The organism is Sphingomonas sp. DC4900, assembly GCF_049896485.1.
In the GTDB taxonomy this organism is placed as follows: Bacteria; Pseudomonadota; Alphaproteobacteria; order Sphingomonadales; family Sphingomonadaceae; genus Sphingomonas; species Sphingomonas aquatilis.
Genome location: NZ_JAFCUK010000002.1, coordinates 128,691 through 154,370, shown reverse-complemented (window position 1 = coordinate 154,370; position 25,680 = coordinate 128,691). Strand labels below are relative to the sequence as shown.

At 67.1% G+C, this 25,680-nt stretch carries 19 protein-coding genes; 13 read left to right on the top strand and 6 right to left on the bottom strand.

Annotated features, from left to right (window positions below):
* Positions 1-93 precede the first annotated feature (93 nt).
* The 3 genes from ACP690_RS03235 (at position 94) to ACP690_RS03225 (ending at position 5,244) form a co-directional block, all read left to right on the top strand.
* Positions 94-1,479 carry a helix-turn-helix domain-containing protein gene (locus tag ACP690_RS03235; RefSeq protein ID WP_147036882.1) on the top strand — a complete coding sequence of 462 codons (1,386 nt, stop codon included), beginning with the start codon at positions 94-96 and terminating at the stop codon, positions 1,477-1,479.
* A 138-nt stretch (positions 1,480-1,617) separates the two neighbouring features.
* Positions 1,618-3,210: an isocitrate lyase gene (locus tag ACP690_RS03230; protein WP_426260122.1), complete on the top strand. Its 1,593-nt coding sequence runs from the start codon at positions 1,618-1,620 to the stop codon at positions 3,208-3,210.
* A 594-nt stretch (positions 3,211-3,804) separates the two neighbouring features.
* Positions 3,805-5,244, top strand: a complete 1,440-nt coding sequence (locus ACP690_RS03225) for a hypothetical protein (RefSeq protein WP_426260121.1) — start codon at positions 3,805-3,807, stop codon at positions 5,242-5,244.
* A gap of 165 nt (positions 5,245-5,409) precedes the next feature.
* On the opposite strand, the gene ACP690_RS03220 is transcribed toward ACP690_RS03225, so the two are convergent.
* The 3 genes from ACP690_RS03220 to ACP690_RS03210 all read right to left on the bottom strand — a co-directional run bounded on the left by ACP690_RS03220 (position 5,410) and on the right by ACP690_RS03210 (position 7,057).
* Entirely contained in the window at positions 5,410-6,360 is a 951-nt protein-coding gene (locus ACP690_RS03220; RefSeq protein WP_426260120.1) for an aldo/keto reductase, read from the bottom strand.
* Positions 6,357-6,596 (bottom strand): hypothetical protein, encoded by a 240-nt coding sequence (locus tag ACP690_RS03215; protein ID WP_426260119.1) that lies wholly within the window; start codon positions 6,594-6,596, stop codon positions 6,357-6,359. The genes ACP690_RS03220 and ACP690_RS03215 overlap by 4 nt, the downstream gene beginning before the upstream one ends.
* 89 nt (positions 6,597-6,685) lie before the next feature.
* Positions 6,686-7,057, bottom strand: coding sequence for a hypothetical protein (locus ACP690_RS03210; protein WP_426260118.1), 372 nt, complete (start codon positions 7,055-7,057; stop codon positions 6,686-6,688).
* 106 nt (positions 7,058-7,163) lie between these two features.
* On the opposite strand from ACP690_RS03210, the gene ACP690_RS03205 reads away from it, so the two are divergent.
* From ACP690_RS03205 to ACP690_RS03185, 5 genes are all read left to right on the top strand, one after another.
* On the top strand, positions 7,164-8,117 hold the full coding sequence (locus tag ACP690_RS03205) for a metalloregulator ArsR/SmtB family transcription factor (protein ID WP_294314833.1): 954 nt from the start codon (positions 7,164-7,166) through the stop codon (positions 8,115-8,117).
* Positions 8,114-9,055: a methylenetetrahydrofolate reductase [NAD(P)H] gene (metF, locus tag ACP690_RS03200; protein WP_294314835.1), complete on the top strand. Its 942-nt coding sequence runs from the start codon at positions 8,114-8,116 to the stop codon at positions 9,053-9,055. The genes ACP690_RS03205 and metF overlap by 4 nt, the downstream gene beginning before the upstream one ends.
* Positions 9,056-9,229: 174 nt before the next feature.
* Complete coding sequence (locus ACP690_RS03195) at positions 9,230-10,276, top strand: homocysteine S-methyltransferase family protein (protein WP_426260117.1); 1,047 nt, start codon at positions 9,230-9,232, stop codon at positions 10,274-10,276.
* Positions 10,273-13,104, top strand: coding sequence for a methionine synthase (gene metH / locus ACP690_RS03190; protein ID WP_426260116.1), 2,832 nt, complete (start codon positions 10,273-10,275; stop codon positions 13,102-13,104). Before ACP690_RS03195 ends, metH begins: the two co-directional genes overlap by 4 nt.
* Before the next feature lie 133 nt (positions 13,105-13,237).
* On the top strand, positions 13,238-14,113 hold the full coding sequence (locus ACP690_RS03185; RefSeq protein WP_426260115.1) for a cupin-like domain-containing protein: 876 nt from the start codon (positions 13,238-13,240) through the stop codon (positions 14,111-14,113).
* Positions 14,114-14,218: 105 nt separating this feature from the next.
* Here ACP690_RS03185 and ACP690_RS03180 read toward each other — a convergent pair whose 3' ends face one another.
* On the bottom strand, positions 14,219-15,427 hold the full coding sequence (locus tag ACP690_RS03180) for a cation:proton antiporter (RefSeq protein WP_426260114.1): 1,209 nt from the start codon (positions 15,425-15,427) through the stop codon (positions 14,219-14,221).
* Positions 15,428-15,628: 201 nt separating this feature from the next.
* Between ACP690_RS03180 and ACP690_RS03175 the strand changes: the two genes are divergently transcribed.
* Complete coding sequence (locus tag ACP690_RS03175) at positions 15,629-16,555, top strand: right-handed parallel beta-helix repeat-containing protein (RefSeq protein ID WP_426260113.1); 927 nt, start codon at positions 15,629-15,631, stop codon at positions 16,553-16,555.
* Positions 16,556-16,670: 115 nt separating this feature from the next.
* On the opposite strand, the gene ACP690_RS03170 is transcribed toward ACP690_RS03175, so the two are convergent.
* Entirely contained in the window at positions 16,671-17,732 is a 1,062-nt protein-coding gene (locus ACP690_RS03170) for a sialidase family protein (RefSeq protein ID WP_426260112.1), read from the bottom strand.
* A gap of 224 nt (positions 17,733-17,956) precedes the next feature.
* Positions 17,957-19,654 carry an alkaline phosphatase family protein gene (locus ACP690_RS03165; protein ID WP_426260111.1) on the bottom strand — a complete coding sequence of 566 codons (1,698 nt, stop codon included), beginning with the start codon at positions 19,652-19,654 and terminating at the stop codon, positions 17,957-17,959.
* Positions 19,655-19,715: 61 nt separating this feature from the next.
* Between ACP690_RS03165 and ACP690_RS03160 the strand changes: the two genes are divergently transcribed.
* The 4 genes from ACP690_RS03160 (at position 19,716) to ACP690_RS03145 (ending at position 25,447) form a co-directional block, all read left to right on the top strand.
* The gene (locus ACP690_RS03160) at positions 19,716-21,743 is read left to right on the top strand and encodes a protein-disulfide reductase DsbD family protein (RefSeq protein ID WP_426260110.1); all 2,028 of its coding nucleotides are present in this window, start codon (positions 19,716-19,718) and stop codon (positions 21,741-21,743) included.
* Between the two features lie 263 nt (positions 21,744-22,006).
* Positions 22,007-23,518 (top strand): circularly permuted type 2 ATP-grasp protein, encoded by a 1,512-nt coding sequence (locus ACP690_RS03155; protein WP_426260109.1) that lies wholly within the window; start codon positions 22,007-22,009, stop codon positions 23,516-23,518.
* Between the two features lie 190 nt (positions 23,519-23,708).
* Positions 23,709-24,644: an alpha-E domain-containing protein gene (locus tag ACP690_RS03150; protein WP_024310445.1), complete on the top strand. Its 936-nt coding sequence runs from the start codon at positions 23,709-23,711 to the stop codon at positions 24,642-24,644.
* The gene (locus tag ACP690_RS03145; protein ID WP_018250505.1) at positions 24,644-25,447 is read left to right on the top strand and encodes a transglutaminase family protein; all 804 of its coding nucleotides are present in this window, start codon (positions 24,644-24,646) and stop codon (positions 25,445-25,447) included. The genes ACP690_RS03150 and ACP690_RS03145 overlap by 1 nt, the downstream gene beginning before the upstream one ends.
* The last annotated feature ends 233 nt before the right edge of the window (positions 25,448-25,680 follow it).

Sequence of the window (25,680 nt, the reverse complement as noted above, 5' to 3'; positions counted from 1 at the left end):
CACATGGACAAGCGGGCGCGTCATGCTGTAACAAAATGACAAGCGCGCGGGGTTGCGATCCTGTAGCGCAGGTGTGGCGTGGGGGAGTGGGGCGTGGCCGAGCGTAAATTGTTTGCGGGGCATGCGGTGCGGCGGCTCCGGCGGCAGGCGGCGCTGACGCAGGCCGCGATGGCCGAGGTCCTGGGCATCTCGCCAAGCTATCTCAACCTCGTCGAGCGCAACCAGCGGCCGCTGTCGGCGGCACTGCTCGTTCGTTTGGCCGAATCGTACGATTTCGATCCGCGCGCGCTGACCGCGGGCGAGCCGGGCGGTGGCGAAGCGGCGATGCGGCGGCGGCTGGCCGATCCGCTGTTCGCGGACCTGGAGATCGATCGCAACGAGATCGCCGAATGGCTCGCCGGGGCGCCGGGCGGGGCGGAGGCGTTTGCGCGGGCGTACGATCGGCTGGGTGCAGGGGCGGCGCGTGACGGCGATGCGGCCGACCCCGTCGCGGAGGTGCGGCGCGAGATCGAGCGGTGGCGCGGGCATTTCGCGGACCTCGACAGTCTAGCCGAAGCGCTGGCGGACGAATTGCGACTGGGGGCGGGTGACCTGTACGGCGCGATCGCCGAGCGGTTGCGCGTCAAGCACCAGCTGACGATCCGCATCCTGCCCGTCGACGTGATGCCCGATCTGCTGCGCCGACTCGACCTGCATGCCCGGCAGTTGCAGCTGAGCGAAGTGCTCGATTCGGCGTCGCGTACCTTTGCCGCCGCCTATCAATTGGCGCAGATCGAGGCACGGGCCGAGATCGATGCGCTTGCCAAGGGGGCGGGATTTGCCGACCGCTCGGCGGAGCGATTGTTCCGGCGGCACCTTGCCAGCTATTTCGCGGCGGCGGTGATGATGCCCTATGCCCGGTTCCTGCGGGCTTGCGAGAGCACGGGGTATGACCTTGAGCTGTTGCAGCGGCGGTTCGGGGCGGGGTTTGAGCAGGTGGCGCACCGGCTGACGACGCTGCACCGCGTCGGGGCGCGGGGGCTGCCGTTCTTCCTCATTCGCATCGATCGCGCCGGGCAGTGTTCGAAGCGCTTTTCCGGGGCGAGTGGGTCGCCGCTCGCCGAGGCGGAGGGGCGCTGCCCGCTGTGGCGCTTGCACCAGGCATTCGACCGGCCGGGCAGCCTTGCGGTGCAGCTGGTGGAGCTCGAGGACCGGGCGCGGTGGCTGACGATTGCGCGGACGGTGACGCCGCAGCGGCGGCGCTATGGCGGCGTGCTGGCCGAATTCGCGGTTGGCATCGGCGTGGCGGCGGAGCTGGGCGGGGCGCTGGCGGTGGCGCGTGGCATCGACCTGAAGGGCGATGCGACGCCGATCGGCCTGGGGTGCCGGGCCTGCCAGCGGACCGATTGCCCGCAGCGGTCGGCGCCGCCGGCGGGGCGGGCGCTGCTGATCAACGAGCGGGATCGGGGTGTGTCGGGGTTCACCTTCACCGGGGACTGACTGAAAATAATCATACAATGTGACAGGCGTTAACGCCGATGGCGTGACGTTTGGACGCGATTTGCGGCGCATTTCCCTCCGAGTGCCGTGTCAATCTCCGTACACATCCTCGCATCCAGACAGCGAGGGATATGCGACATGACCTACCAGCAGCAGATCGGCACCGCCCGCCAGACGATCGGCGGCCACGCCACCTGGGGCGGGATCGATGCCGAATCGGTCGCGCGCATGCGGTTGCAGAACCGCTTCCAGACCGGGCTCGACATCGCGCGCTACACCGCGGGTATCATGCGGCGGGACATGGCGGCGTACGATGCCGACCCCGCGGCCTACACCCAGTCGCTCGGTTGCTGGCACGGCTTCATCGGGCAGCAGAAGATCATCAGCATCAAGAAGCATTTCGGCACCACCGACCGGCGTTACCTGTACCTGTCGGGCTGGATGGTCGCGGCGCTGCGCAGCGAGTTCGGCCCGCTGCCCGACCAGTCGATGCACGAGAAGACCAGCGTGCCCGCGCTGATCGAGGAACTGTACACCTTCCTCCGCCAGGCCGATGCGCGCGAGCTGAGCTTGCTGTTCCGCGAGTTCGACAAGGCGCGCGAGAGCGGCAACGAGGTGGAGGCGCAGCGCCTGACCCAGGCGATCGACAACCACCAGACGCATGTCGTGCCGATCATCGCCGACATCGATGCGGGCTTCGGCAATGCCGAGGCGACCTACCTGCTAGCCAAGAAGATGATCGAGGCAGGCGCCTGCGCGCTGCAGATCGAAAACCAGGTCAGCGACGAGAAGCAGTGCGGCCACCAGGACGGCAAGGTCACCGTGCCGCACGAGGACTTCCTGGCGAAGGTGCGCGCCTGCCGCTACGCCTTCCTGGAGCTGGGCGTCGACGATGGCATCATCGTGACGCGCACCGACTCGCTGGGGGCAGGGCTGACCAAGCAGATCGCCTTCAGCAAGGAGGCGGGCGACATCGGCGACCAGTATAACGCCTTCCTCGACTGCGACGAGATCGACGTGACCCAGGTCGGTAACGGCGACGTCGTCATCACGCGCGAGGGCAAGCTGCTGCGGCCCAAGCGCCTGCCGTCGAACCTGTTCCAGTTCCGCGAAGGCACCGGCGCCGATCGCTGCGTGCTCGACTGCATCACGTCGCTCCAGAACGGCGCCGACCTGCTGTGGATCGAGACGGAGAAGCCGCACATCGAACAGATCGCGTCGATGGTCGATCGCATCCGCGAGGTCGTGCCGAACGCCAAGCTGGTCTATAACAACAGCCCCAGCTTCAACTGGACGCTCAACTTCCGGCAGCAGGTGTTCGACGCCTGGGCCGCCGAGGGCAGGGACGTGTCGGCGTACGACCGCGCGCGGCTGATGAGCGTCGATTACGACGGCACGCCGCTGGCAGAGGAGGCCGACGAGCGCATCCGCACCTTCCAGAAGGATGCGGCGGCGCGGGCCGGCATCTTCCACCACCTGATCACGCTGCCGACCTATCACACCGCGGCGCTGAGCACCGACAACCTCGCCAAGGCCTATTTCGGCGACGAGGGCATGCTCGGCTACGTCAAGGGGGTGCAGCGCCGCGAAATCCGCGAAGGCATCGCCTGCGTGAAGCACCAGAACATGTCGGGCAGCGACATCGGCGACGACCACAAGGAGTATTTCGCCGGCGAGGCCGCGCTGAAGGCGGGCGGCGTCCACAACACGATGAACCAGTTCGCGGCATAACCCCCGCGGCCCCCGTGCCCGACGGTGCGGGGGCCGTTTTGGTCCGTGGAAGTGGACGAAGTGGACGGTACGTAACGTCCCGAAAGCCTTCCCCGGCGCGTGCGCCGGATGGCGCCTCGATTGCCGCCCGACCGGGTCATCCGGCGGGCGGTTTTGTGTATGCGATCCCCGCGGGTGGGGAGAGAAAGAGCGGCGCGCCGAGTCGGTGCGGGGCTGAGTGTTTCACATTTGTTCCGTGTAGGAAAGAGCTTCGCCGTGCAATCTGATTTGCCGTTCGAGCGAAGTGAGACACAACCGCGGTCATCACCGACCGATTCATCGAAGAACATCCAAGATCGATCATGTTGCCACTTTCGGCTCGATTATATGATGCCTAACCAACGGGCGGATATGCAGCTAAATATTATCGTATCATAGACCTGACGGATAACAATGTCTTAAGTGTCAATCATGTGCATTGTGCAAAACAATTTATCGGCGGTATGATTTCTGAAAAGATCCGTATTCTTGTGTTGACCGATTAGGTCGTCATGATAAATTGTATCCCCACGCCACATCGGGGGGAACATGCGGGCTCGGAACCGGTACGGATGGATGGCGGCAACTCTGATGGCGCCGTTTATCATGGCTTTTCAGAGCGATGTTCGCAATCCGCCAGCTGATTTACGTAGCAAGGCCAGCCTCATACTCGATCATTCCGGGGAACTTTCGCGGATATGGCCTGGGTATTGGCCTGAAAATCAGGGCTTCATCCTCTACGACCCATCCTCCGGCGCCGTTTTGGTCGGCGCCGATGGGCAACCACGCAATGTGACCTATCGCGACGGCAAGCTGCCGGGAGCGGATTCGGACTTCGTGTTCGACTATCCCGCGGGCACACCAAATATGATGATGATGACGGTCAAGAACGATTGGCCACTAGCTGTCGAGACGCTGTTCCATGAACAGTTCCATGACTTCCAGCACGACGCGTTCGACAAGAAAGATCGGCGATACGGAGGGGACTATGTTGATCTGACAGAGATCACGGATCGGGCCAGCTTTACCGCAGCCGCTGAACTGGAAAGGCGCGTGCTGGCTGATGCTATCCTTGCGCAAACGGCTGCGAAGCGGACGGAACTGTCACGACAGTATGTGGCCCTCAGGCGAATCCGGGAGACCACGTTGGGAGAAGCAATCGTCGGTAAAGAACGGTACTTCGAACGCCTGGAAGGAACGGCCCAGTACGTGGGTTTCAAAGCTGCCGCCATTGTACTGACCGGAGAAGATGGTAGCGTCGCTACTCAGCTAGCGACCGGCTTGCGTCGCAACCTGTTCGCCAATGCCAAGGGGTCGTACAGCGGTAACTGGTTTCGGACGCGCGCTTATGACGTTGGTGGAGCAATCGCCCTGCTACTCGATCAACTCGGCCCGTCGGACTGGAAAGCACGTGTTCAAAGCGGGGAGCCGCTCGATATACTGCTCGAAAAGGCCTTGGGCATTACAGATAATAACGAAAGAACGCGCCTCGGTCGGACAGCGCAGGCGACTTATGGCGCCGGGCAAATTTTGCTCGAAATGAAAGCCGCATTGGCCGCGGCGCCGAAAACATTGGAAAGCCCGGCCGATTTTATGCGCTTAGGCTCGCGCCATCTCGTTCTTTCTATATCGATTCCCCGTAGCCGATTGGCGGATGGTCAGGAGTTCAGCAGCACAAAGCAGATGATAGCCGTTGGAAGGGCGGCCATGGCATTTCTGGATGTCAATAACTTTCAAGTCGAGCAGCCGGGTATAAAGCTTGCGCTCAAGGGCTACTCCGTGATGTCCGAGAGAGCACCATCGAAACCTGGGGAGGCGCTCCTCACGACGTACACCATTTCCCTCAGTCCGCAGGTGAAGCTCCCAACGCTGGACGCTTTGGCGCCCGGAACGCACTCGCTCGACAGCCTCAACGTGTCCACCGAAGGCCTAACACTTCATGTTGATCGGCCGACCACGGTTACAGTCACGAAGGATCGGATCGCGGTTTTGACGTCGGTTGCCAGCCAGCCATGACCTGACGCAGTAGTCTTGCTCGTGATGTACCGCGGGTTCGGACGAACCCGACATATTGCGTCGCGAGGTATAGTCGTTTTGCCGAGACGACAGTCCAAATCGGGAAAACAAAAAGCGACACACTTTAGGCGGTGATGGCATTGAAAGGCGGCTCGGCGGATGCGGTCACGCCCCCGCGTCTGTCAGCCGCTCGAGCTGGTCCTTGGTCAGTTCCAGCTCCATCGCCGGCAGCAGATCCTCCAGCTGCTTGACGCTGGTCGCGCTGGCGATGGGCGCCGTTACGCCTTCTTGCGCCATCAGCCAGGCGAGGGCGATCTGGGCGTGGGTGGCGCCGGTTTCGTCGGCAACCTGATCCATCGCGGCGAGGACGGCGGCGCCTTTGCCTTCGAGCAGTTCGCCCATGCGGCCGCCGCGGACGCTTTGGGTGAGGTCGTCCTTGGTGCGGTACTTGCCGGTGAGGAAGCCGGAGGCGAGGCCGTAATAGGGGAGGACGCCGATGTTTTCGGTGACGCAGTAATCCTGCAGCTCGCCTTCGAATTTGTGGCGGCTGACGAGGTTATATTCGGGCTGGAGCACGTGGTAGCGGGGCAGGTCGCTCGCCTTGGCGAGGTCGACCGCGGATTTGAGGCGCGCGGCGTGGAAGTTGGAGGCGCCGAGGACGCGGACCTTGCCGGCGTCGATCAGCGTGCCGAAGGCTTCGAGCACGGCCTCCTGCGGGACTGTGTCGTCGTCCTGATGCGCGTAATAGAGGTCGATGCGGTCGGTGCCGAGACGCTTGAGCGAGGCTTCGGCGGCGGCGACGATGCGGGCGGGGGCGAGCTTTTCGCCGCCTTCGCCGGGCATCATGCCGACCTTGGTCGCGATGAGCACGTCATCGCGCTTGCCGCTGTGGCGGAGCCAGTCGCCGATCATGCTTTCCGATTCGCCGCCTTTGTGGCCGTCGATCCAGGCCGAATAGACGTCGGCGGTGTCGATCATCGTGCCGCCGCCCGCGACAAAGGCGTCGAGGACGGCGAAGCTGGCGTCGCGGTCGGCGGTCCAGCCGAAGACGTTGCCGCCGAGCACCAGCGGCGCGATGCGGAGGTCGGTGGAGCCGAGGCGGCGCAGCTGGGTCATGAGGCGTCCATTTGGTTGGCGGCGCGCGGGTCGGCGGCGGGCTGGGTGTCGTTCGCGGCGTCGTCGCTGACCGCGTCGAGATCGATGCTGTTGGCGTCGAGCATTGCGGCGGCGTCGTTCAATTGCGCGGCTTCGTCGGGCGTCACCGCGCGGGGATCGTCGCTGCCGCCCGAACAGGCGGCGAGCGATGCGGAGAGCAGCAGGGGGATGAGCGCCGTGGCGATCCGGTTCGACATGTGGCGGTCAATTCCCCCCGGTGTGTTGGATGCGGTTGATATTCATTCCTCCCCCGCCAGGGGGAGGAATGACACGCCTGTCGTTCGTCTTAGTCCTTTAGCGCGCGGCCGGCGCGTTCCAGCGTGTTGCCGGTGGCATCGGCGGCGCGGTCGGCGGCGTTGCTGATCGACCGGCCGGCGCGGTCGAGCCCGCGGTCGATGTCGTCGCCGGCACGATCGGCGCGTGCGTCGGCACGATCGGCGGCGCGATCGATGGCGTTGCCGGCATTGTCGAGGTGGCGTTCGGCCGAGCCGAAGGCTTCGTCGGTGGCGGCGTCGACATCGCTGACCGCGTTGCGCGTGGTCGCGGCGGCATCGGCGGCGATCGCATTGCCGGCTTCGGCGGTCTGGTCCTGCGCATTCTGGCTGCAGGCGGCGACGCCAAGGGCGAGCGGGGCGGCGAGGATCAGCAGGCGCTTCATGAATCGGGTCTCCCAGGGAAAACGTCTAACCCGCCGCAAACGCGTTTGCGACCGTTTCGGTCCGCGTTGACCGCATATAAAGATATCTTTATATGTTGATGCGATCATGGCCCATGCACTCGACATCTTCCGTGCCCTTGCCGACGCGACGCGGCTGCGCATCTTCTCGCTGCTGCGCACGATGGAGCTGTCGGTGGGCGAGCTGGCGCAGGTGCTGGGGCAGAGCCAGCCGCGGGTCAGCCGGCACGTGAAGATCCTGTGCGATGCGGGCCTTGCCGAACGGCGCAAGGAGGGCAGCTGGGTGTTCGTCGCGCTGGGCGAGGCGGCGGCGACGCAGCCGGTCGCGGGCGCGATCGACGCCTGGACGCAATATGAGCCCGATCATTGGGCGGTGGCGGACGCCGCGCGCCTGGCCGCGGTGCGCGCCGATCGCGCGTCGAGCGCGGCGGCGTGGTTCGAGGGGCATGCCGGCGAATGGGATGCGATCCGATCGCTCCACGTCGCCGAGAGCGAGGTCGAGGCGGCGATGGCGGCGGTGCTGGGCACCGGGCCGCTCGGCAGCCTGATCGATATCGGCACGGGCACCGGGCGGATGCTGGAGCTGTTCGGCGACCAGGCGGACAGCGCGCTGGGCATCGACCGGTCGTCGGAGATGCTGCGGCTGGCGCGAGCGAAGCTGCATGACCGGCCCAACACCGAATTGCGCCAGGCGGACTTGTATGCGCTGCCGATGGCGGACGGCGCGGCGGATGTCGCGATCCTGCATCACGTGCTCCACTTCGCGCAGCAGCCGGGCGCGGCGATCGCCGAGGCGGCGCGCGTGCTGGGGCCGGGCGGGCGGTTGCTGATCGTCGATTTCGCGCCACACGACCGCGAGGAGCTGCGCACCCGTAACGCGCACACGCGGCTGGGCTTTGCGGACGACCAGATCGCGGGCTGGTTCGGCAATGCGGGGCTCAGCCTCGCCCGGACGGAGACGCTGGGCGGCGGCGAATTGACGGTGACTTTATGGCTGGGGCGCAAGTCCGGCGCCAGCCTGCGTGAGGTAAGAGCGGCATGACGATTTCGGTGAACCAGCTGGAAGAGGCGCAGATCGCGCTGAAGGCACCGCTGTACGCGGACGTGGGCGGCCATCTGGACGTGTCGTTCGAATTCTTCCCGCCCAAGACGGAGAAGATGGACGAGCAATTGTGGGAAGCGGTGCGGACGCTGGAGCCGCTTGGGCCCAGCTTCGTCTCCGTCACCTATGGCGCGGGCGGCTCGACGCGCGAGCGCACGCACGCCACCGTCGCCCGCATCCAGCGCGAGACGAGCCTGGCGGCGGCGGCGCATTTGACCTGCGTCGAGGCGACCAAGGCGGAGATCGATCAGGTCGCCGAGGATTATTGGGCGGCGGGCGTGCGCCACATCGTCGCGCTGCGCGGCGATCCGCCCGCGGCGGGCGCGAAGTTTGAAAGCCATCCGGGCGGCTATGAGAATGCCGCCGCGCTGGTCGCGGGGCTGAAGCGGCTGCATCCGTTCGAGATTTCGGTCGCGGCCTATCCCGAATGCCATCCGGATTCGGTGAGCGTCGCGGCGGATCTGGACAATCTGAAGGCCAAGATCGATGCGGGCGCGACGCGCGCGATCACGCAATTCTTCCACGAGCCCGAAACCTTCTTCCGCTATCGCGACAAGGTGGCCGCCGCCGGGATCACCGCGGAGATCGTGCCGGGGATCATGCCGGTCACCAACTTCGCCAGCGTCGTGCGCATGAGCAAGATGTGCGGCACCGAGGTGCCGGCGTGGCTGGCGCGGCTGTTCGACGGGCTGGAGGATCATCCCGCCGCGCGGCAGCTGGTGGCGGCGACGCTGGCGGCGGAGCTGAGCCGCAAATTGTATGCGGGCGGCTGCAAGTCGCTGCACTTCTACACGCTCAACAAGGCGGAGCTGTCGTTCGCGATCTGCCACCTGCTGGGCGTGCGGGCGAAGCCGATGCAGGACGCGGCGGCGGCGTAAAGGGAAGTCCTCCCCCGCCAGGGGGAGGGGAACCGTTCGGCGCCAGCCGAATGGTGGAGGGGGGCGGTAAGCGGTGGACTGGATGACGGGTCTCCCGCTTACCGCCCCCTCCGTCACCGCTTCGCGGCGCCACCTCCCCCTGGCGGGGGAGGACTTGTTTTAGGACGGACTTTGATGACCATACGCGACACCTTCCTGGGCGAAGCCGCCAAGCGCATCCTGATCACCGACGGGGCGTTCGGGACCGAAATCCAGAACTGGAAGCTTTCGGAGGCCGATTATGCCGGCACTTTGGGGCTGTCCCACGACCAGAAGGGCAATAACGACATCCTGGCGCTGACCAAGCCCGAGGTGCCGGAGGCGATCCATCGCGCCTATTTCGAGGCGGGGGCGGATATCGCGGAGACGAACACCTTCTCGGCGAACCGGATCAGCCAGGCGGATTACGGCGCCGAGCATCTGGTGCGCGAGATCAACGTCGAGAGCGCGAGGCTCGCCCGGCGGATCGCGGACGAATTCCAGGCGAAGGATGGCCGCCCGCGCTTCGTTGCGGGCGCGATCGGGCCGACCAACAAGACCCTGTCGCTGTCGCCGGACGTCAACGATCCCGGCTATCGCGAGATCGACTTCGATTACCTGAAGGACGTCTACCGCGAACAGATCGATGCGCTGGTCGAGGGCGGGGCGGACTTCATCCTGATCGAGACGGTGTTCGATACGCTGAACGCCAAGGCGGGGATCATGGCGACGCTGGACGCCGCCGAGGCGTTGGGGCGCGACCTGCCGCTGATGCTGTCGATGACGCTGACCGACCTCTCCGGGCGCAACCTGTCGGGCCATACGGTCGAGGCGTTCTGGCATGCGGTGCGGCATGCCAAGCCGGTGACGATCGGGCTCAATTGTTCGTTCGGTGCGGAACAGCTGCGGCCGCACGTGAAGACGCTGAGCGAGACGTGCGACACGCTGATCATGGTCTATCCCAATGCGGGCCTGCCCAACGAACTGGGCGCGTATGACGAGGCGCCGTCGACGACCGCGGGGCTGGTCGGCGAATGGGCGAGCGCGGGTCAGGTGAACGTGCTGGGCGGCTGCTGCGGATCGACGCCAGCGCATATCAAGGCGATCGCCGACATGGCGCGCGGGGTTGCGCCGCGCACGATCCCGACGCCACCGGTGCGGACCCGGCTGGCGGGCCTGGAGCCGTTTACGATGGCGGCGTGATCCCAATCCTCCCCGCCTGCGGGGAGGGGGACCATGCCCAGCATGGTGGAGGGGGTTCTCCACACACGATATCGCCGGTGGAGAGCCCCCTCCACCCCTCGGCTTCGCCGAGCGGTCCCCCTCCCCGCGAGCGGGGAGGATTGGAAGAAAAGACGATGACCAATTCCTCTGCCCAGTTCGTCAATATCGGCGAGCGCACCAACGTTACCGGATCGGCGGCGTTCAAGAAGATGATCATGGCGGGCGACTATACGCGCGCGGTCGAGGTCGCGCGCCAGCAGGTCGAGAATGGCGCGCAGGTGGTCGACGTCAACATGGACGAAGGGCTGCTCGACGCCGAGCATGCCATGACGACCTTCCTGAAGCTGATCGCCGCCGAGCCCGATATCGCGCGCGTGCCGATCATGATCGACAGCTCCAAGTGGAGCGTGATCGAGGCGGGGCTGAAGTGCGTCAGCGGCAAGCCGATCGTCAATTCGATCAGCATGAAGGAGGGCGAGGAGTCGTTCCTTCACTATGCCAAGCGCTGCATGGCCTATGGCGCCGCGGTGGTCGTGATGGCGTTCGACGAGGTGGGCCAGGCGGACACCAAGGACCGCAAGGTCGAAATTTGCGCACGCGCCTATGACCTGTTGATGGGCATCGGCTTCCCGCCTGAAGATATCATCTTCGATCCCAACATCTTCGCGGTGGCGACGGGGATTGAGGAGCATAACAATTACGGCGTCGACTTCATCGAGGCGTGCAAAGAGATCAAGGCGCGCTGCCCGCACGTCCATATCTCGGGTGGCCTGTCCAACCTGTCGTTCAGCTTCCGCGGCAACGAGCCGGTGCGCCGCGCGATGCATTCGGTGTTCCTGTACCACGCGATCCCCGCGGGCATGGATATGGGGATCGTCAACGCAGGGCAGCTCGACGTCTATGACACGATCGATCCCGAGCTGCGCACCGCGTGCGAAGACGTTATCCTCAACCGCGATCCGGAGGCGGGCGACCGGCTGGTCGCGCTCGCCGAGCGGTTCCGCGGCACCGATGCGGTGGCCGAAAAGGCCGCGGCGGAATGGCGCAGCCTGCCGGTCGTCAAGCGGCTGGAATATGCGCTGGTGAAGGGCATCGACGCGCATGTCGTCGACGATACCGAGGAATGCCGCCAGGCGTTCGCGCGGCCGATCGAGGTGATCGAGGGCCCGCTGATGGACGGGATGAACGTCGTCGGCGACCTGTTCGGATCGGGCAAGATGTTCCTGCCGCAGGTGGTGAAATCCGCGCGCGTCATGAAGAAGGCGGTCGCGCACCTGCTGCCCTTCATCGAGGCGGCGAAGGAGCCGGGCGCGAAGGGCAAGGGCAAGATCGTGCTCGCGACCGTGAAGGGCGACGTCCACGACATCGGCAAGAACATCGTCGGCGTCGTGCTCCAATGCAACGGATTCGAGGTGGTCGACCTGGGCGTGATGGTGCCCTGGTCGAAGATCCTCGAGGCGGCGAACGAGAATGACGCCGATATGATCGGCCTCAGCGGCCTCATCACGCCGAGCCTCGACGAAATGGTGACGGTGGCCGAAGAAATGAAGCGCGCGGGCATGTCGATGCCGCTGCTGATCGGCGGTGCGACGACGTCGAAGGTGCATACCGCGCTACGTATCTCGCCCGCCTATGACGGGCCGATCGTCCATGTGCTCGACGCCAGCCGCGCGGTCGGCGTCGCGACGACCCTGGTCAGCGACACGCAGCGCGATGCCTATGTCGCCGGTGTCGCCGAGGATTACGAAAAGGTGCGGATCGCGCGCGCCAACAAGGGACAGAACGACCTGCTGCCACTCGCCGAGGCGCGGGCGCGGGGCTTGACGGTCGACATGGCGTTGAAGGCGCCGGCGGCGGCGCAGCCGGGCGTGCATGTGTTCGACGACTGGGACCTCGCCGACCTGCGGGCGTATATCGACTGGACGCCGTTCTTCCGTGCGTGGGAGCTTGCCGGCAACTTCCCGGCGATCCTGACCGACGACGTGGTCGGCGAGAGCGCGAGCAGCCTGTATGCGGACGCGCAAGCCATGCTCGACCGGATCGTCGCGGAGAAGTGGCTGACCGCGCGCGGCGTCGCCGGGCTGTGGGCGTGCCATCGTCACGACGATGACGTGTGGGTCTATACACAGCATCGCGAGGCGCATCGCAGCCCCGATGGCGCGAGCATTCCCGAAGGCTTCCAGATCCCGAACCTCGACCGCACGCAGGAAGCGAGCGTGCGGCTACCGTTCCTGCGCCAGCAGATCGCCAAGCGTGAGGGCCGCGCCAACATGTGCCTCGCCGATTTCATCGATCCGGCGGGCGACTGGATGGGCGGCTTTGCGGTCGGCATCCACGGCATCGAGCCGCATCTGGCGCGGTTCAAGGCGGACAACGACGATTACAACGACATCCTGCTCAAAGCGCTGGCGGATCGTCTGGCCGAGGCGTTCGCGGAGCGGCTGCACGCGCATGTCCGCACCGATTTGTGGGGCTATGCGCCGGGCGAGCAGCTGACCAACGAAGCGCTAGTGCGCGAACAATATCGCGGCATCCGGCCGGCACCGGGCTATCCGGCGTGCCCCGAACATTCGCTGAAGGTGACGCTGTTCGAGATGCTCGACGCGCAGGGCAATGCGGGCCTGGAGCTGACCGACAGCTTCGCGATGCTGCCGACCGCGGCGGTGAGCGGCTTCTACTTTGGCCATGCGCAGGCGGAATATTTCGGCGTGGCGCGGATCGGCGAGGATCAGGTGGCGGATTACGCCACGCGGCGCGGCGTCTCGGTGGAGCAGGCGACGCGCTGGCTGCGGCCGAATCTGGACTGAGGCATTCTCTTGCTCCCCTCCCTGGAAGGGAGGGGAGGCGGAGTGCTACCGGATTGTTAACCACTTCCCGATAGGCAGCGGCGAGGAAGGGCGTGCCGCAGGGCTGCCCGTATACGCCAAGGGACGTTGCCATATGTGCCTCCAGCTTCCACCCGTGCCGGGCAGTGTCGCGCTGCCGGACTTTGCCTCGGTCGCCGCGGAGCGCGATGCGTGGCGGGTGCGGACGCGCCAGCGCCAGCAGGCGCTGAGCCCGGTGCTGACCGCAGTGCCGCGCATCCGCGGGCCGGTATCGGCGGAGACGTTCCTCGACCTGTTCTACGCGCCGGGCATTCCGGTGGTGATCGAAGGGCTGGCGGCGAAATGGCCGGCGGTGCGCCAGTGGACGACTAAGAAGCTGGCGCGCAAGGTGGGGTCAGCGGAGATCACCTATCAGGGCGGCCGCAACAGCGCCCCCGATTTCGAGATCGCCAAGACGCGCCACACGCGGACCATGCCGTTCGACGCCTATATTGACATGGTGACGAGCGCCGACACCGGCAACGACGCCTATATCACCGCCTATAACAACGTCGCCAATACGGTGGCGCTACAGCCGCTGATGGGCGATTTCGGGCCGGTGCCGTTTCTGGACGAGCGGATCGGCAGCATCTGGATCGGGCCGAAGGGCACGTTCACGCCGCTGCACCACGACCTCAACAACAATCTGCTGGTGCAGCTGATGGGCACCAAGCGCCTGTTCCTGCTGCCGCCGGACGAGACGTCGAAGCTCGCCAACAATGACTTCGTGTTCAGCGACGTCCACGACATCATGAGCGACGACAAGGTGGCGCAATATCCCGAGGTGCTCTCGGCGCGCTGCTATCATGTCGATATCCACCCCGGCGATGCGCTGTTCATGCCGGTGGGCTGGTGGCACCAGGTCGAGGCGCTGTCGTTCAGCGCCATGCTGACCTATCACAATTTCATCTGGCCCAACGACGCGTTCCGGGATTTTCCGCCGAACCGGTGAGCGACACCAACGATTATTCCGTCACCCCGGACGTGATCCGGGGTCCCGCGTTCGTTCGCCCGAGCAGAAGCGGGATCCCGGCTCAAGGCCGGGATGACGGGGGCGCTAGAATCCGCGTTTCGCGAGGCCGGGGTTGCGGCGGAGCTGCGGGGCGACGACGGGGATGGTCAGCATCGTGCTGGCGACGGCCATCAGCAGCAGGGCGGTGAACGTCTCGCTGGTGATGATCTTCTTGTCCAACAGGATGTTGACGAAGATGATCATGATCAGCGCCTTGGTCTGGAGCAGCCAGCCGATCGCGCTGGCATCGCCCTTCGGCCATTTGAGGATGCGGCCCGCCAGGTGAATGCCGGCGAGCTTGCCGCCGACCGAGGCGGCGAGCAGCAACGCGGCGACCGCGAACACGGATGCGCCGCCCATGCCCCATTGCGTCTTGAGGCCGGTCGACAGGAAATAGACGGGCATCACCGCGAGCAGGATCGTGCCGCGGAACCGGTCCATCCGCGCCTCGCCGAACCAATGCGCGTCGAGCACTGCCCCCGCCAGGAACGCGCCGACCATGAAGTGGAGGCCCGCCCAGTCGGCGGCGAACGCGCAGAGCGCGAGCCAGATCAGGCCGACGTACCAGCGATCGTTTTCCGGCAGCGCGCGCAGCAGCTTGCGGATCGCCCAGGTCGCGACGGCGAAGCCGACGAGAAAGCCCGCCTGTCGCCCGACGCGCTCCCAGTCGAGCAGGATCAGCGCGAGCACGCCCCAGATCGCGATATCGTCGAGGCTGGCGTAGCGCAGCACGCGTTGGCCCAGCGGCGCGCGCAGGATGGCGAGCTTTTCCATCAGCAGCACGAGGATGGGAAGCGCGGTGACGGCGCAGGCCATGCCGATGCCGAGCACCACCTGCCAGTTCGCACCGCTCGGCCCGCGCCAGCCGGGATAGCGCAGGATGACGAGCGCGGCGAGGCTGCCCGCGATCAGCGGCACGCCCAATGCAAGGCCGGCGGTGACGCCCGTCTCGCGCCGCCGCCGCCACGCCTCGCCGACGTCCAGCTCCAGCCCCGCCACCCAGACGAACAGCATCACCGACCACCACGCGATGCCGTTCAGCGCCCCCATCGTCGCGGGCGCGAAGACGAAGGCGTAATAATTGGGGAAGATCGCGCCGAGGATGCCCGGCCCCAGCAAAATACCGCCGATGATCTGCACGACGACCAGCGGCGCCCAATAATCGGTTCGCCCCAGCCGCCACACCGCATAGGGCAAGGTGAAGATGATCAGGATGGCGAGGAGGAATACCTCGGTCGCCGACATCGCGTGCATGATTGGACAATATCCCCGGTGCGGCGTGTCCCCCGACGCGCTGCGGCATGCGTGTTGCCCCCTCCGATCCGCGTCCGCAATGCTTTTTCTGACCCGCGCTGGGACACGTCCCGTGTCCGCTAACCCCATGAAAGAACGGGGCGATCCGTTAACTGCAATTGAGGCTGGCGTGGCGCGCGGGCGGGCGGCAGGATTGCGGCCATGACCCGTACCCTGATCGCGCTCGTCCTCGTCGCCAGCCCCGCCTTTGCCCAGCAGCAGGCGCCGTTCACCATCGTCGAGACGGGGCAGGGCTTCACCGATCTGCAGGAGGCGGTGTCGTCGATCCGCATGGGGACGGGAACGATCCGCATCGCGCCCGGCGTGTACCGGCAATGCGCGGTGCAGCAGGGCGGGCGCATCACCTTCCGCGCCGCGCAGCCGGGCACTGCGATCTTCGAAAAGACCGCGTGCGAGGACAAGGCCGGGCTGGTGCTGCGCGGACAGGGATCGACGGTCGATGGCCTCGTGTTCCGCGGCTATCGCGTGCCGGACGGCAATGGCGCAGGGATCCGCACCGAAATGGGCGACCTGACCGTCACCAACTCCATGTTCCTCGACAGCCAGGAAGGCATCTTGGGCGGCGAGCCGACCGGGCAGCGCATCCGGATCGACCATGCGACCTTTTCCGGCCTCGGCCAGTGCGACGAGACGCCCGATTGCGCACACAGCATCTACCTCGCCAATCGCGGGCAGGTGACGATCACCAATTCGCGGTTCGAGCGCGGTCGCGGCGGGCATTACGTCAAGCTGCGCGTGCCCAATGTGACGATCAGCGACAACAGCTTCGACGACACGGCGGGGCAGAAGACCAATTACATGATCGACCTGCCGGAAGGCGCGCGCGGGCTGATCACGCGCAACACCTTCGTGCAGGGCCGCGCCAAGGAGAATCACAGCGGCCTGATCGTCATTGCGGCGGAGGCGAAGACCTATCCGTCCGCGGGGCTGCGCATCGAGGGCAATGACGCGCGGCTGGCGCCGGGGGCGCCGACCAACCCGGCGTTCGTCGCGGACCTGAGCCACGAGCGGCTGTCGGTGGGGGCGAACCGGCTGGGGCCGGGGATTCGGATGTTCGAGACGCGGTGAGGGGGGAAGCCCCTTCCGTTCGCCCTGAGCCTGTCGAAGGGCGGGTATCCCCGCGCACCGTCGCCCGTGTGGAAAGCTGCCCTTCGACGGGATCAGGGCGAACGGCGGGTGGGCGCTATTTCAGCCGCTTGGGATCCACCACGACGTAGCGGATGCGCGTGCGGTTCCAGGTGTAGGTGATGTGGACCAGGCCGTCGCGGGTCTGGATGACCGCGGGATAGGCGTAGCCGTCGGGCATCGGCTTCGATTCCAGCGTCAGCGCCTTGTGCCAGTCGACGCCATCTGCGGACAGGCCGATGTTGAGCGGCCAGCGCGGGCCGTCGCCGGGTGTGTCGGGGCGGTGCGCGGCGTGGTTGTAGATGATGAGCTGTCGGCCGTCCTGCAGCGTCACCGCGTCGGTGCCGGCATTGGGATTGGGCAGGTCGATCGCGGCGAGCGGTGACCAGCTCTTGCCGTCGTCTTTCGACCAGCTCATCGCCAGCGCGCCCTGCCGGGTGCGGGCGATCAGTTCGAGGCGGCCGTCGGGGAAGCTCAGCACGCTCGGCTGGATCGCCTCGATATTCATCGGCGAGGGGATTTCCGCGTCCGCCTGCCACGTCTTGCCGCGATCGGTGGAGCGTTCCATCGTGAGGAACCAGCGGTTCTTTTCGGGCGTGCCGACTTCGCGGCTGGACGGCGCGAGCCAGCTGCCGTTGCGCGTTACGAACATCTTGTTCTTGATCGGGCCGAGGATGCCGTCGGGCAGGCGCGTCGGCTGGCTCCAGTGGCGGCCGCCGTCGGTGGAGGTGATGACCATGCCCCACCAGTCGCGGGGGTTGGGGCCAATCTTGTAGAACAGATGGAGCGGCTGGCCGGCGGGCTGGAACAGCACCGGGTTCCACGTGGGGTAGAGCTTGCCGTCCACGCCGCGGCCATCGGCGACCGCGACGGGTGTGTCCCAGCCCTTGGCGCTGTGGCGGGCAAACCAGATCTTCACGTCCGGCCGGCTTTCGCCGCTGCCGCCGAACCATGCGGCGGCGAGCTGGCCGTCGGGGAGTTCGACGATCGTCGAGGCGTGCGCCTGTGGGTAGGGCGGGGCGGCGTCGATGAACTGGGATTGCAGGATGGGGGATTGGGCCAGCGCAGGCGTGGCGGCGGCCGTGATGACGAGCGCCAGCCATCCCACCCACTTCGTCACCCCGGACTTGGTCCGGGGTCCACTCTGCGGCGAGGGGAATGGCTGGAGGCTCGGACGCTGCCCCTGCGGCTGGGTGGACCCCGGAACAAGTCCGGGGTGACGAGGGGTGTGCGGCGAGGGGGATGGCTGGAGGTTCACGCGTTGCCCCCGCGGCCCGGTGGACCCCGGAACGAGTCCGGGGTGACGGTGTGGGTGGGGCGAGCGGAGGGGCAAACGCGGGGTCGTCATCGTGCGCAGGTATCGCCGGTGCCGGGGTCGAGGTCCAGGCAGCGGCCGTCGAGGCCCTTTACCGGCAGATGGATCGTCGCGGCGAGCGTCGGCGCGATGTCGACCGTTTCCACCGACAGCGGCTGTTCGAAGCCGGCGATGCCCTTGCGCCAGAACAGGATCGGCACGCGGCGGTCGTAATCCCAGGGAGACCCATGCGTTTCGATATAGCCTTCCTTCGGCTCTTCGATCGTCGTCACGCGCGGCTTGAGCAGGACGAGCAGGTCGCCCGACACGTCCGGATTGAACGAGGCGCGCGCGCGTTCGAGGAGCGTCCAGTTTTCGGGCGGCGTGGTGGCGAAGGGCGTGGCGGCGATCTGCGCGCGGGTGAAGGCGCCGGCGACCTGCGGCATGGCGGCGAAGCGCTTCTGCGCCTCGGCCAGCACGCGGGGACGCAGCGCGGCGGGCAGGTCCTTGCCGAGATAGACGTCGCCCTCCGCGCCGACCAGCGCGGGAACGGTGAGGCCGAACTCGCGCATCAGTGCGGCATTCACCACCTTGATCGAGGCGTCGCCGGAGACATGCTCTTCCATCGGCATCGCATGCTGCTGCTGGCGTTCGGTCATGTCGTGCGCGCCGTGATCGGCGGTCAGCACGACCTCGTAATCGATGCCCCAGCTGTCGAGCGTGTTGAGGAAACTGCCCAACGTGTGATCGAGCTGGTCCATCTGGATGCACATTTCGGTGCCCTGCGTACCGAGCGCATGGCCGATATAGTCGGTCGCCGAGGCGCCGATATCGATGATGTCGGTCTGCGGCCCCTTGCCGAGGCCCATGTCCTGGATCAGCCCCGCGGCGATCGCGAACACCGCGGCATCGCTGGCGGGCGAGACGCGGAAGCCCTTGAGGTCACCCGCCGCGCGCGCGAAGCGGCCCTGGCCGTAGACCTTGCCTGCCACCGTGATCGGCCGGTCGAGCGCCTCGCAATAAGAGGGCAGCGGCAGCGGTTCCTGGGGCTTGGCGACCAGCGCCGCCACGGCGTCGCGGCCGCGCTGGACGGCGCGGGGCACGGCCCGGCCGGCGTAGCTGGAATAGGTCTTGCCGTCCCACCACCACAATTCGTCGACCTTGTGGCCGCCCATCATCACCGCGGCGCGATCCTTGCCCGCGACCGAGACGACGCGGGTGCGCGGATCGGCGGCCTTCATCATCTCGCCGAGCGTCGGCACCTTCAGATGCTTGTCGCTGACGACGTAATGTTCGTGGTCGGTGCCGGGGACGGTTTCGTCCTCGGTGCAATAGACGATCTTGTCGGCGCGGGCGATGTTTTGCTCGACCCAGTTGTTGGCGACGATGCCGGTGTGCGCCGGGCGCATGCCGGTGAGGATCGTCGAATGGCCGGGGCACGTCTCGGTCGCGGCATGGCTCTGATAGCCCGAGGGGAAGACGACACCGGTCAGCAGGCGCGCGAAGCCTTCGGTGAAGTGATTGCGATATTGCTGGAACAGGTCGGCGGAGAATTGGTCGACCGAGATGGCGACGATCAGCTTCGGCGGCGTCTTTAGCGCGGTGCTGGTCGCGCCGGGAGCCGTGGCGGACGTCGGGATGCGGGGCGCGGGGCTCGGTTCGGGGCGAAAGCCCGGCGCGGGCGTGGTTTGGGCGATCGCCGGCGCGGCGGCGGTGGCGAACAGGGCGGCGGCGATCAGCGCTTTCATCGAGGGTACTCGTGTTACGAAACCGCCGCCGCTATGACGGGCGGCGATGGATCGGGCAAGAATGGGCAAGCCGCGAACGGCGGTGGTGGCGATGCGCGCACTGTGTTGCGCGCTGATGACGATTGTGGCGAGCCTGTGGGCGGTGCCGGCGACGGCGGACCCCGCCCCCGCGGGCGGCGCGCCGCACCTGGCCATGCAGCTGGTGCCGGAGAGCGACAGCCCGCGCGCCGGCCAGGCGCTGACGATCGCGATCGCGACGCAGCCCGAAAAGGGCTGGCACGGCTATTGGCGCAATCCGGGCGATGCGGGGTTCGCGCCCGCGCTGCAATGGACGCTGCCCAAGGGCGTGACCGCCGCGCCCGATTTGCAATGGCCGGTGCCTTCGACGCTCGTCGTCGCGGGGCTGATGAATTACGTGTATGAGGCGCCCTATGCGCCGCTCGCGACGCTGCGGGTGCCGGCGGGGCTGGCCAAGGGTACGAAGCTGCCGGTGCGGCTGGCGATCAACTATCTCGTCTGCACCGACACGATCTGCGTGCCCGAGGCGCAGGCGCTGAGCCTGGACCTGACGGTCGGGGATGGCGCACCGTCGCATGGCGCGGACTTCGACCGCTGGCGCGCGGCGATCCCCAAGCCGCTGGATGCCGCCGCGACCTATCAGGTGAAAGACGGCAAGCTGGTGATGGCGGTGCCGCTGCCCGCCGCGGCCAAAGTCTCTGACGTCGCCTTCTTCCCTTATGGCCCCGACATGGTGAAATATGCCGCGGCGCAGAGCGTGACGCGCGACGGCGACCGGCTGCTGCTGACCACCGAGGGCGCGCCGAAGGGCGAGATTGCGGGCGTGCTGCGCATCGGTCGCAACCTGGGGCTGAGCGTGACCGCCAAGCCCGGCGTGGTGGCGTCGCCTGACGATCGGAGCGGCTGGATGGCTGCGCTGCTCGCCTTTGCCGGCGCGGTGCTGGGCGGGCTGATCCTGAACGTGATGCCGTGCGTGTTCCCGATCCTGAGCCTGAAGGCGCTGCATCTGGCGCGTGGCGGATCGGACGAGCGCGCGGCGCGGATCGATGCGCTGGGCTATATGCTGGGCACGGTGCTGATGTGCGTCGGGCTGGGGGCGCTGATCCTGGCGCTGCGGGCGGGCGGATCGGCGGTCGGCTGGGCGTTCCAATTGCAGGACCCGCGCATCGTCGTGCTGCTGATCGCGCTGACCTTTGCGATCACGCTGAACCTCGCCGGGCGGTTCGAGGTGCCGGTGCCCGCCTTCGCCAGCCATGGCGGGGCGGCGGGATCGATCGCGACCGGTGCGCTCGCCGCCTTCGTCGCGACGCCGTGCAGCGGGCCGTTCATGGGCGCGGCGCTGGGTGCGGCGCTGGTGCTGCCGTGGCCGGCGGCGCTGGCGGTGTTCGCGGGGCTGGGGCTGGGGCTCGCGCTGCCGTTCCTCGCCATCGGCTTCGTGCCCGCGCTGCGGCGGCGGTTGCCTAAGCCGGGGCTGTGGATGGAGCGGTTCCGTCGCGTGCTGGCGGTGCCGATGGCGCTGACGGTGCTCGCGCTGCTGTGGCTGGCGTGGCGGCAGGCGGGGACGATGGGGCTGGCGCTGGGCCTCGCGACGCTGGTCGCGACGGGCGTGATCCTGAGCCTGGGCGGCGCGCGGCAGCGGCGCGGCCAGGGCTTCGGCTGGGCGCTGGCGCTGGCAGCGCTGGTGGTGCCGGCGGGGCTGGCGGCGGCGCTGACCGGCGGCGCGACCAAGCCCGCGCACACCGGCGGCGATGCGTTCAGCGAGGAACGGCTGGCGAGCCTACGCAAGCAGGGGCGGCCGGTGTTTGCCTATTTCACCGCGGACTGGTGCCTGTCGTGCAAGGTCAACGAAGCCTCGTCGATCGACACGAACGCGACGCGCGCGGCGTTCGAGCGCAACAATGTCGCGGTGCTGGTGGGCGACTGGACCGATGGCGATCCGGCACTGGGGCGGTTCATCCAGGCGCATAACCGCGCGGGCGTGCCGTTGTATCTATACTATGCGCCGGGAGCGACTGAGCCGAGGGTGTTGCCGCAGGTGCTGACGCCGGGGATGCTGGCGGAGCTGAAATAACCCCCAAGTCGAAGTCCTCCCCCGCCAGGGGGAGGGGGACCGTTCGGCGTCAGCCGAATGGTGGAGGGGGAGGTAAGCGCGGTTCCCATTGTACAGGACACCGCCATCCTCCCCCTCCGTCAGCTTCGCTGCCACCTCCCCCTGGCGGGGGAGGGCTTGGGGGGGGGCGCCTCTGCGGAACTGGTTGAATATTCCCCTCTTGTGCGGCGCAGCGATTCCTCGCAGCATGGAACCGAAGCTGGCAGGGGGGCTTTATCGTTCCGATGGGGAAACGACCGGCGTTCGACGAGATCATGGGGCAGCACGGCGACACGCCGCCGCGGCCCGAACTGGCAGCCTTGGGCACGTGGCTCGCCGATACTCCGGATGACGATCTGCGCCGTCGGCAGCAGGCCGCCGAAAATACCTTCCGCCAATTGGGCATCACCTTCGCGGTCTATGGCGACACCGACACGCGCGAACGGATCATCCCGTTCGACATCGTGCCGCGCGTGTTCCTGCACGATGAATGGGCGCGTCTGTCCGAGGGGCTGGTGCAGCGGGTCGAGGCGATCAACGCCTTCCTCGACGACATCTATGGCGAGCGCCGTATCCTGAAAGAGGGCGTGCTGCCCGCCGACCTGATCCTCGGCAACCCGCAGTTCCGCCCCGAGATCGCCGGCATGCGCCCGCCGCACGGCATCTGGGCGCATATCTGCGGCATCGACCTGGTGCGCACCGGGCCCGACCAGTTCTTCGTGCTGGAGGACAACGCCCGCACGCCATCGGGTGTGAGCTACATGCTCGAGAACCGCGAGGCGATGGTGCGGCTGTGCCCCGAGCTGTTCCGCGAATATCGTGTCGAGCCGGTCGACAGCTATCCCGACCGCCTGCTCCAGACGATGAAGTCGGTGGCGCCGCCGGGGCGGGGCAGCCAGCCGGTGTGCGTCGTGCTGACGCCGGGTCATTACAATTCGGCCTATTACGAGCACAGCTTCCTCGCGGATTCGATGGGGATCGAACTGGTCGAGGCGGCCGATCTGGTCGTCGACGACGATCGCGTGTGGATGCGCACGATCGCAGGCCGGGTGCAGGTGGACGTGATCTATCGCCGGATCGACGACGACTTCCTCGATCCCTTGGTCTTCCGCCCCGATTCGATGCTCGGCGTGCCGGGGCTGATCGCGGCCTATGCCGCAGGAAACGTCGCGATTATCAACGCGCCGGGTAACGGCATCGCCGACGACAAGGCGATCTACAGCTACATGCCCGAGATCGTCCGCTTCTATTCGGGCGGCGAGGCGAAGCTGCCCAATGTCGAGACGTGGCGCTGCCGCGAGCCCGAGGCCTTGTCCTATGTGCTCGATCGCCTGGATGAGGTGGTGGTGAAGCTGGTCGACGGGTCGGGCGGCTATGGCATGCTGGTCGGCCCGACGGCGAGCAAGGCCGAGATCGAGGCGTTCCGTGCCGCGCTGGTCGCCGAGCCGCACCGCTATATCGCGCAGCCGACGCTGGCGCTGTCGACCGTGCCGACGCTGACCGATGCGGGCGTCGCACCGCGGCATGTCGACTTCCGTCCCTTCGTATTGACCGGGTCGTGCGGCGTGCAGGTGGTGCCGGGTGGCCTGACGCGCGTCGCGCTGAAGGAGGGGTCGCTGGTCGTCAATTCGAGCCAGGGCGGGGGAACGAAGGACAGCTTCGTGCTGATGGCGGAAGAGACGCCGCGGCAGCGGCAGACGCAGACGCAAACGCAGACGGGGGGTGGCATGACGCAGAGCCAGGGGGGCGTGGCGTGAGCGTGTCGCACCATTACCCACGAACCCTCCGTCACCCCGGACTTGGTCCGGGGTCCACTCCGCGGCGAGGGGGATGGCTGGAGGTTCGGGCGCTGCCCCCGCGGCCGGGTGGACCCCGGAACGAGTCCGGGGTGACGGAGTGGGTGGGGCGTGGGGTGCGTGCCACACTTTCCGGGGAGCGTTTCGCATGATGCTCTCCCGCACCGGCGCGTCGCTCTACTGGCTTGGTCGCTATCTCGAGCGGGCCGATTTCATCGCGCGGTTGATCGAGGCGACCGTGCGGCTCGACGTGATGTCGTCGCGGCCGGCGGGGGAGATCGCCTGGTCGTCGGCGCTTGCGGTCACCGAAACCGAAGAGGCGTTCGCCGCCAGTGGCGCCGCGCTCCGCCAGACCGAGGTCGTGCGTTTCCTGACGCTCGATACCAGCCACCCGGGATCGGTGATCCGCTGCCTCGACCGCGCGCGCGACAATGCCAAGGCGGTGCGCACGGCGCTGAGCCGCGAGGCGTGGACCGCGATCAACCGCGCGTGGCTGGTGTTCGAAAACCGCAACCAGGTGGGCGACACCGCCCAGACGCTGAGCCTGGTCGAGGCGGTGAAGAACGAGACGCGCGGTTTCGAAGGCGCGGTGCACCAGATGCTGCGCAATCAGTCGCACTGGTTCATCCGGCTGGGGCAGGCGGTGGAACGGGCCGACAACACCGCACGCCTGCTCGACGTCAAATACCATATCCTGCTGCCCGAGGGCGAGGCGGTGGGCGGCGTGGTCGATCGCGACCAGTGGACGACGATCCTGCAGACGGTGTCGGCAGTGACCGCCTATCGCTGGCTCTATTCGGACGGGCTGACCCCGGCGAACGTCATCGACTTGCTGATCGCCAACCGCGACCTGCCGCGCAGCCTGCTCGCCTCCGCCGAGACGACGGTCGATCTGCTCGGGCTGCTCGCCGAGCGGACGGGCGCGCACGGTGAGGCGGACCGCATGGCGCGGATGCGCGCCGCGCGGCTGGGGCGGACGCGGTCGGGCGAGGTGATCGCGAGCGGACTGCACCAATATCTGCAAGCCTTCATCCGCGAAAACGGCCAATTGCACGAGGCGATCGGCCGCCAGTTCCGGTTCGGCTGATGCGCCTTTCGATCGATCACCGCACCGTCTACCGCTTCAGCGAGCCGCAGAGCCGGCTCGTCCAGATGCTGCGCATGACGCCCGAAAACAGCCACGACCAGACGGTGGCGCGCTGGCGGATCGACGTGGATCACGACGCGACGATGCGGCGCGGACGCGATGGCTTCGGCAATGCCGTCACCATGCTGTACGTCGAGGGGCCGCTGCTCGATATCGAGATCGCGGTGCGCGGCGAGGTGCTGACCAGCCATTCGGATGGCGTGGTGCGCGGCGTCAACGAGGTGTTGCCGCCCGCAGTGTTCCTGCGCGCGACCGACGCAACGCCACGCGACCCCGCGATTGCCGCTTATGCGCGCGAGGCGGTGGCGGGCGCGGACGGCGTGATCGCGCAGCTGCATCGGCTGAACCACGCCTTCCATGGCCGCTTCGCGCTCGACCGGCGGCGGCCGGAGGCGGGGTTGAGCGCGGCGGTAGCGTTCACGCGCGAGGCGGCGACGTCGCGCGATCTGGCGCAGATGTTCGCGGTGGCGGCGCGCAGCCTCGACATTCCGGCGCGCTATGTGTCGGGATATAGCATCGTCGAAGGATCGCTGCGCCCGACGCCGCATGGCTGGGCGGAGGCGCATGTGCCCGGGCTCGGTTGGGTGGGGTTCGATCCCTGCACGGGGCGCTCGCCACAGGAGGAAAGCGTCCGCGTCGCCGCGGCGCTCGATGCGGCAGGCGCGGCGCCGGTGGCGGGATCGCGGCTGGGCGAGGGCGAGGAGGAGCTGGACGTCGCGGTGAAGGTGTCGGCGGCGCAATAGCTGCGTGCCGTCTTCGCTGTGCTGGCGGGATGCATGTCCGCTGACGGTCCGACTTGAGCCGAGACGGTAGCGCGTCTGGATTCCCGCCTGCGCGGGAATGACGATTGGGGGGCGCGCATTCCTTTCGTCATCCCGGCGGACGCCGGAATCCATGGTGTCGGAACGCCGGTTGGCGGTTGATGCGGCAGGGATCCCGCATCCATGGATCCCGGCCTGCGCCGGGATGACGAAAA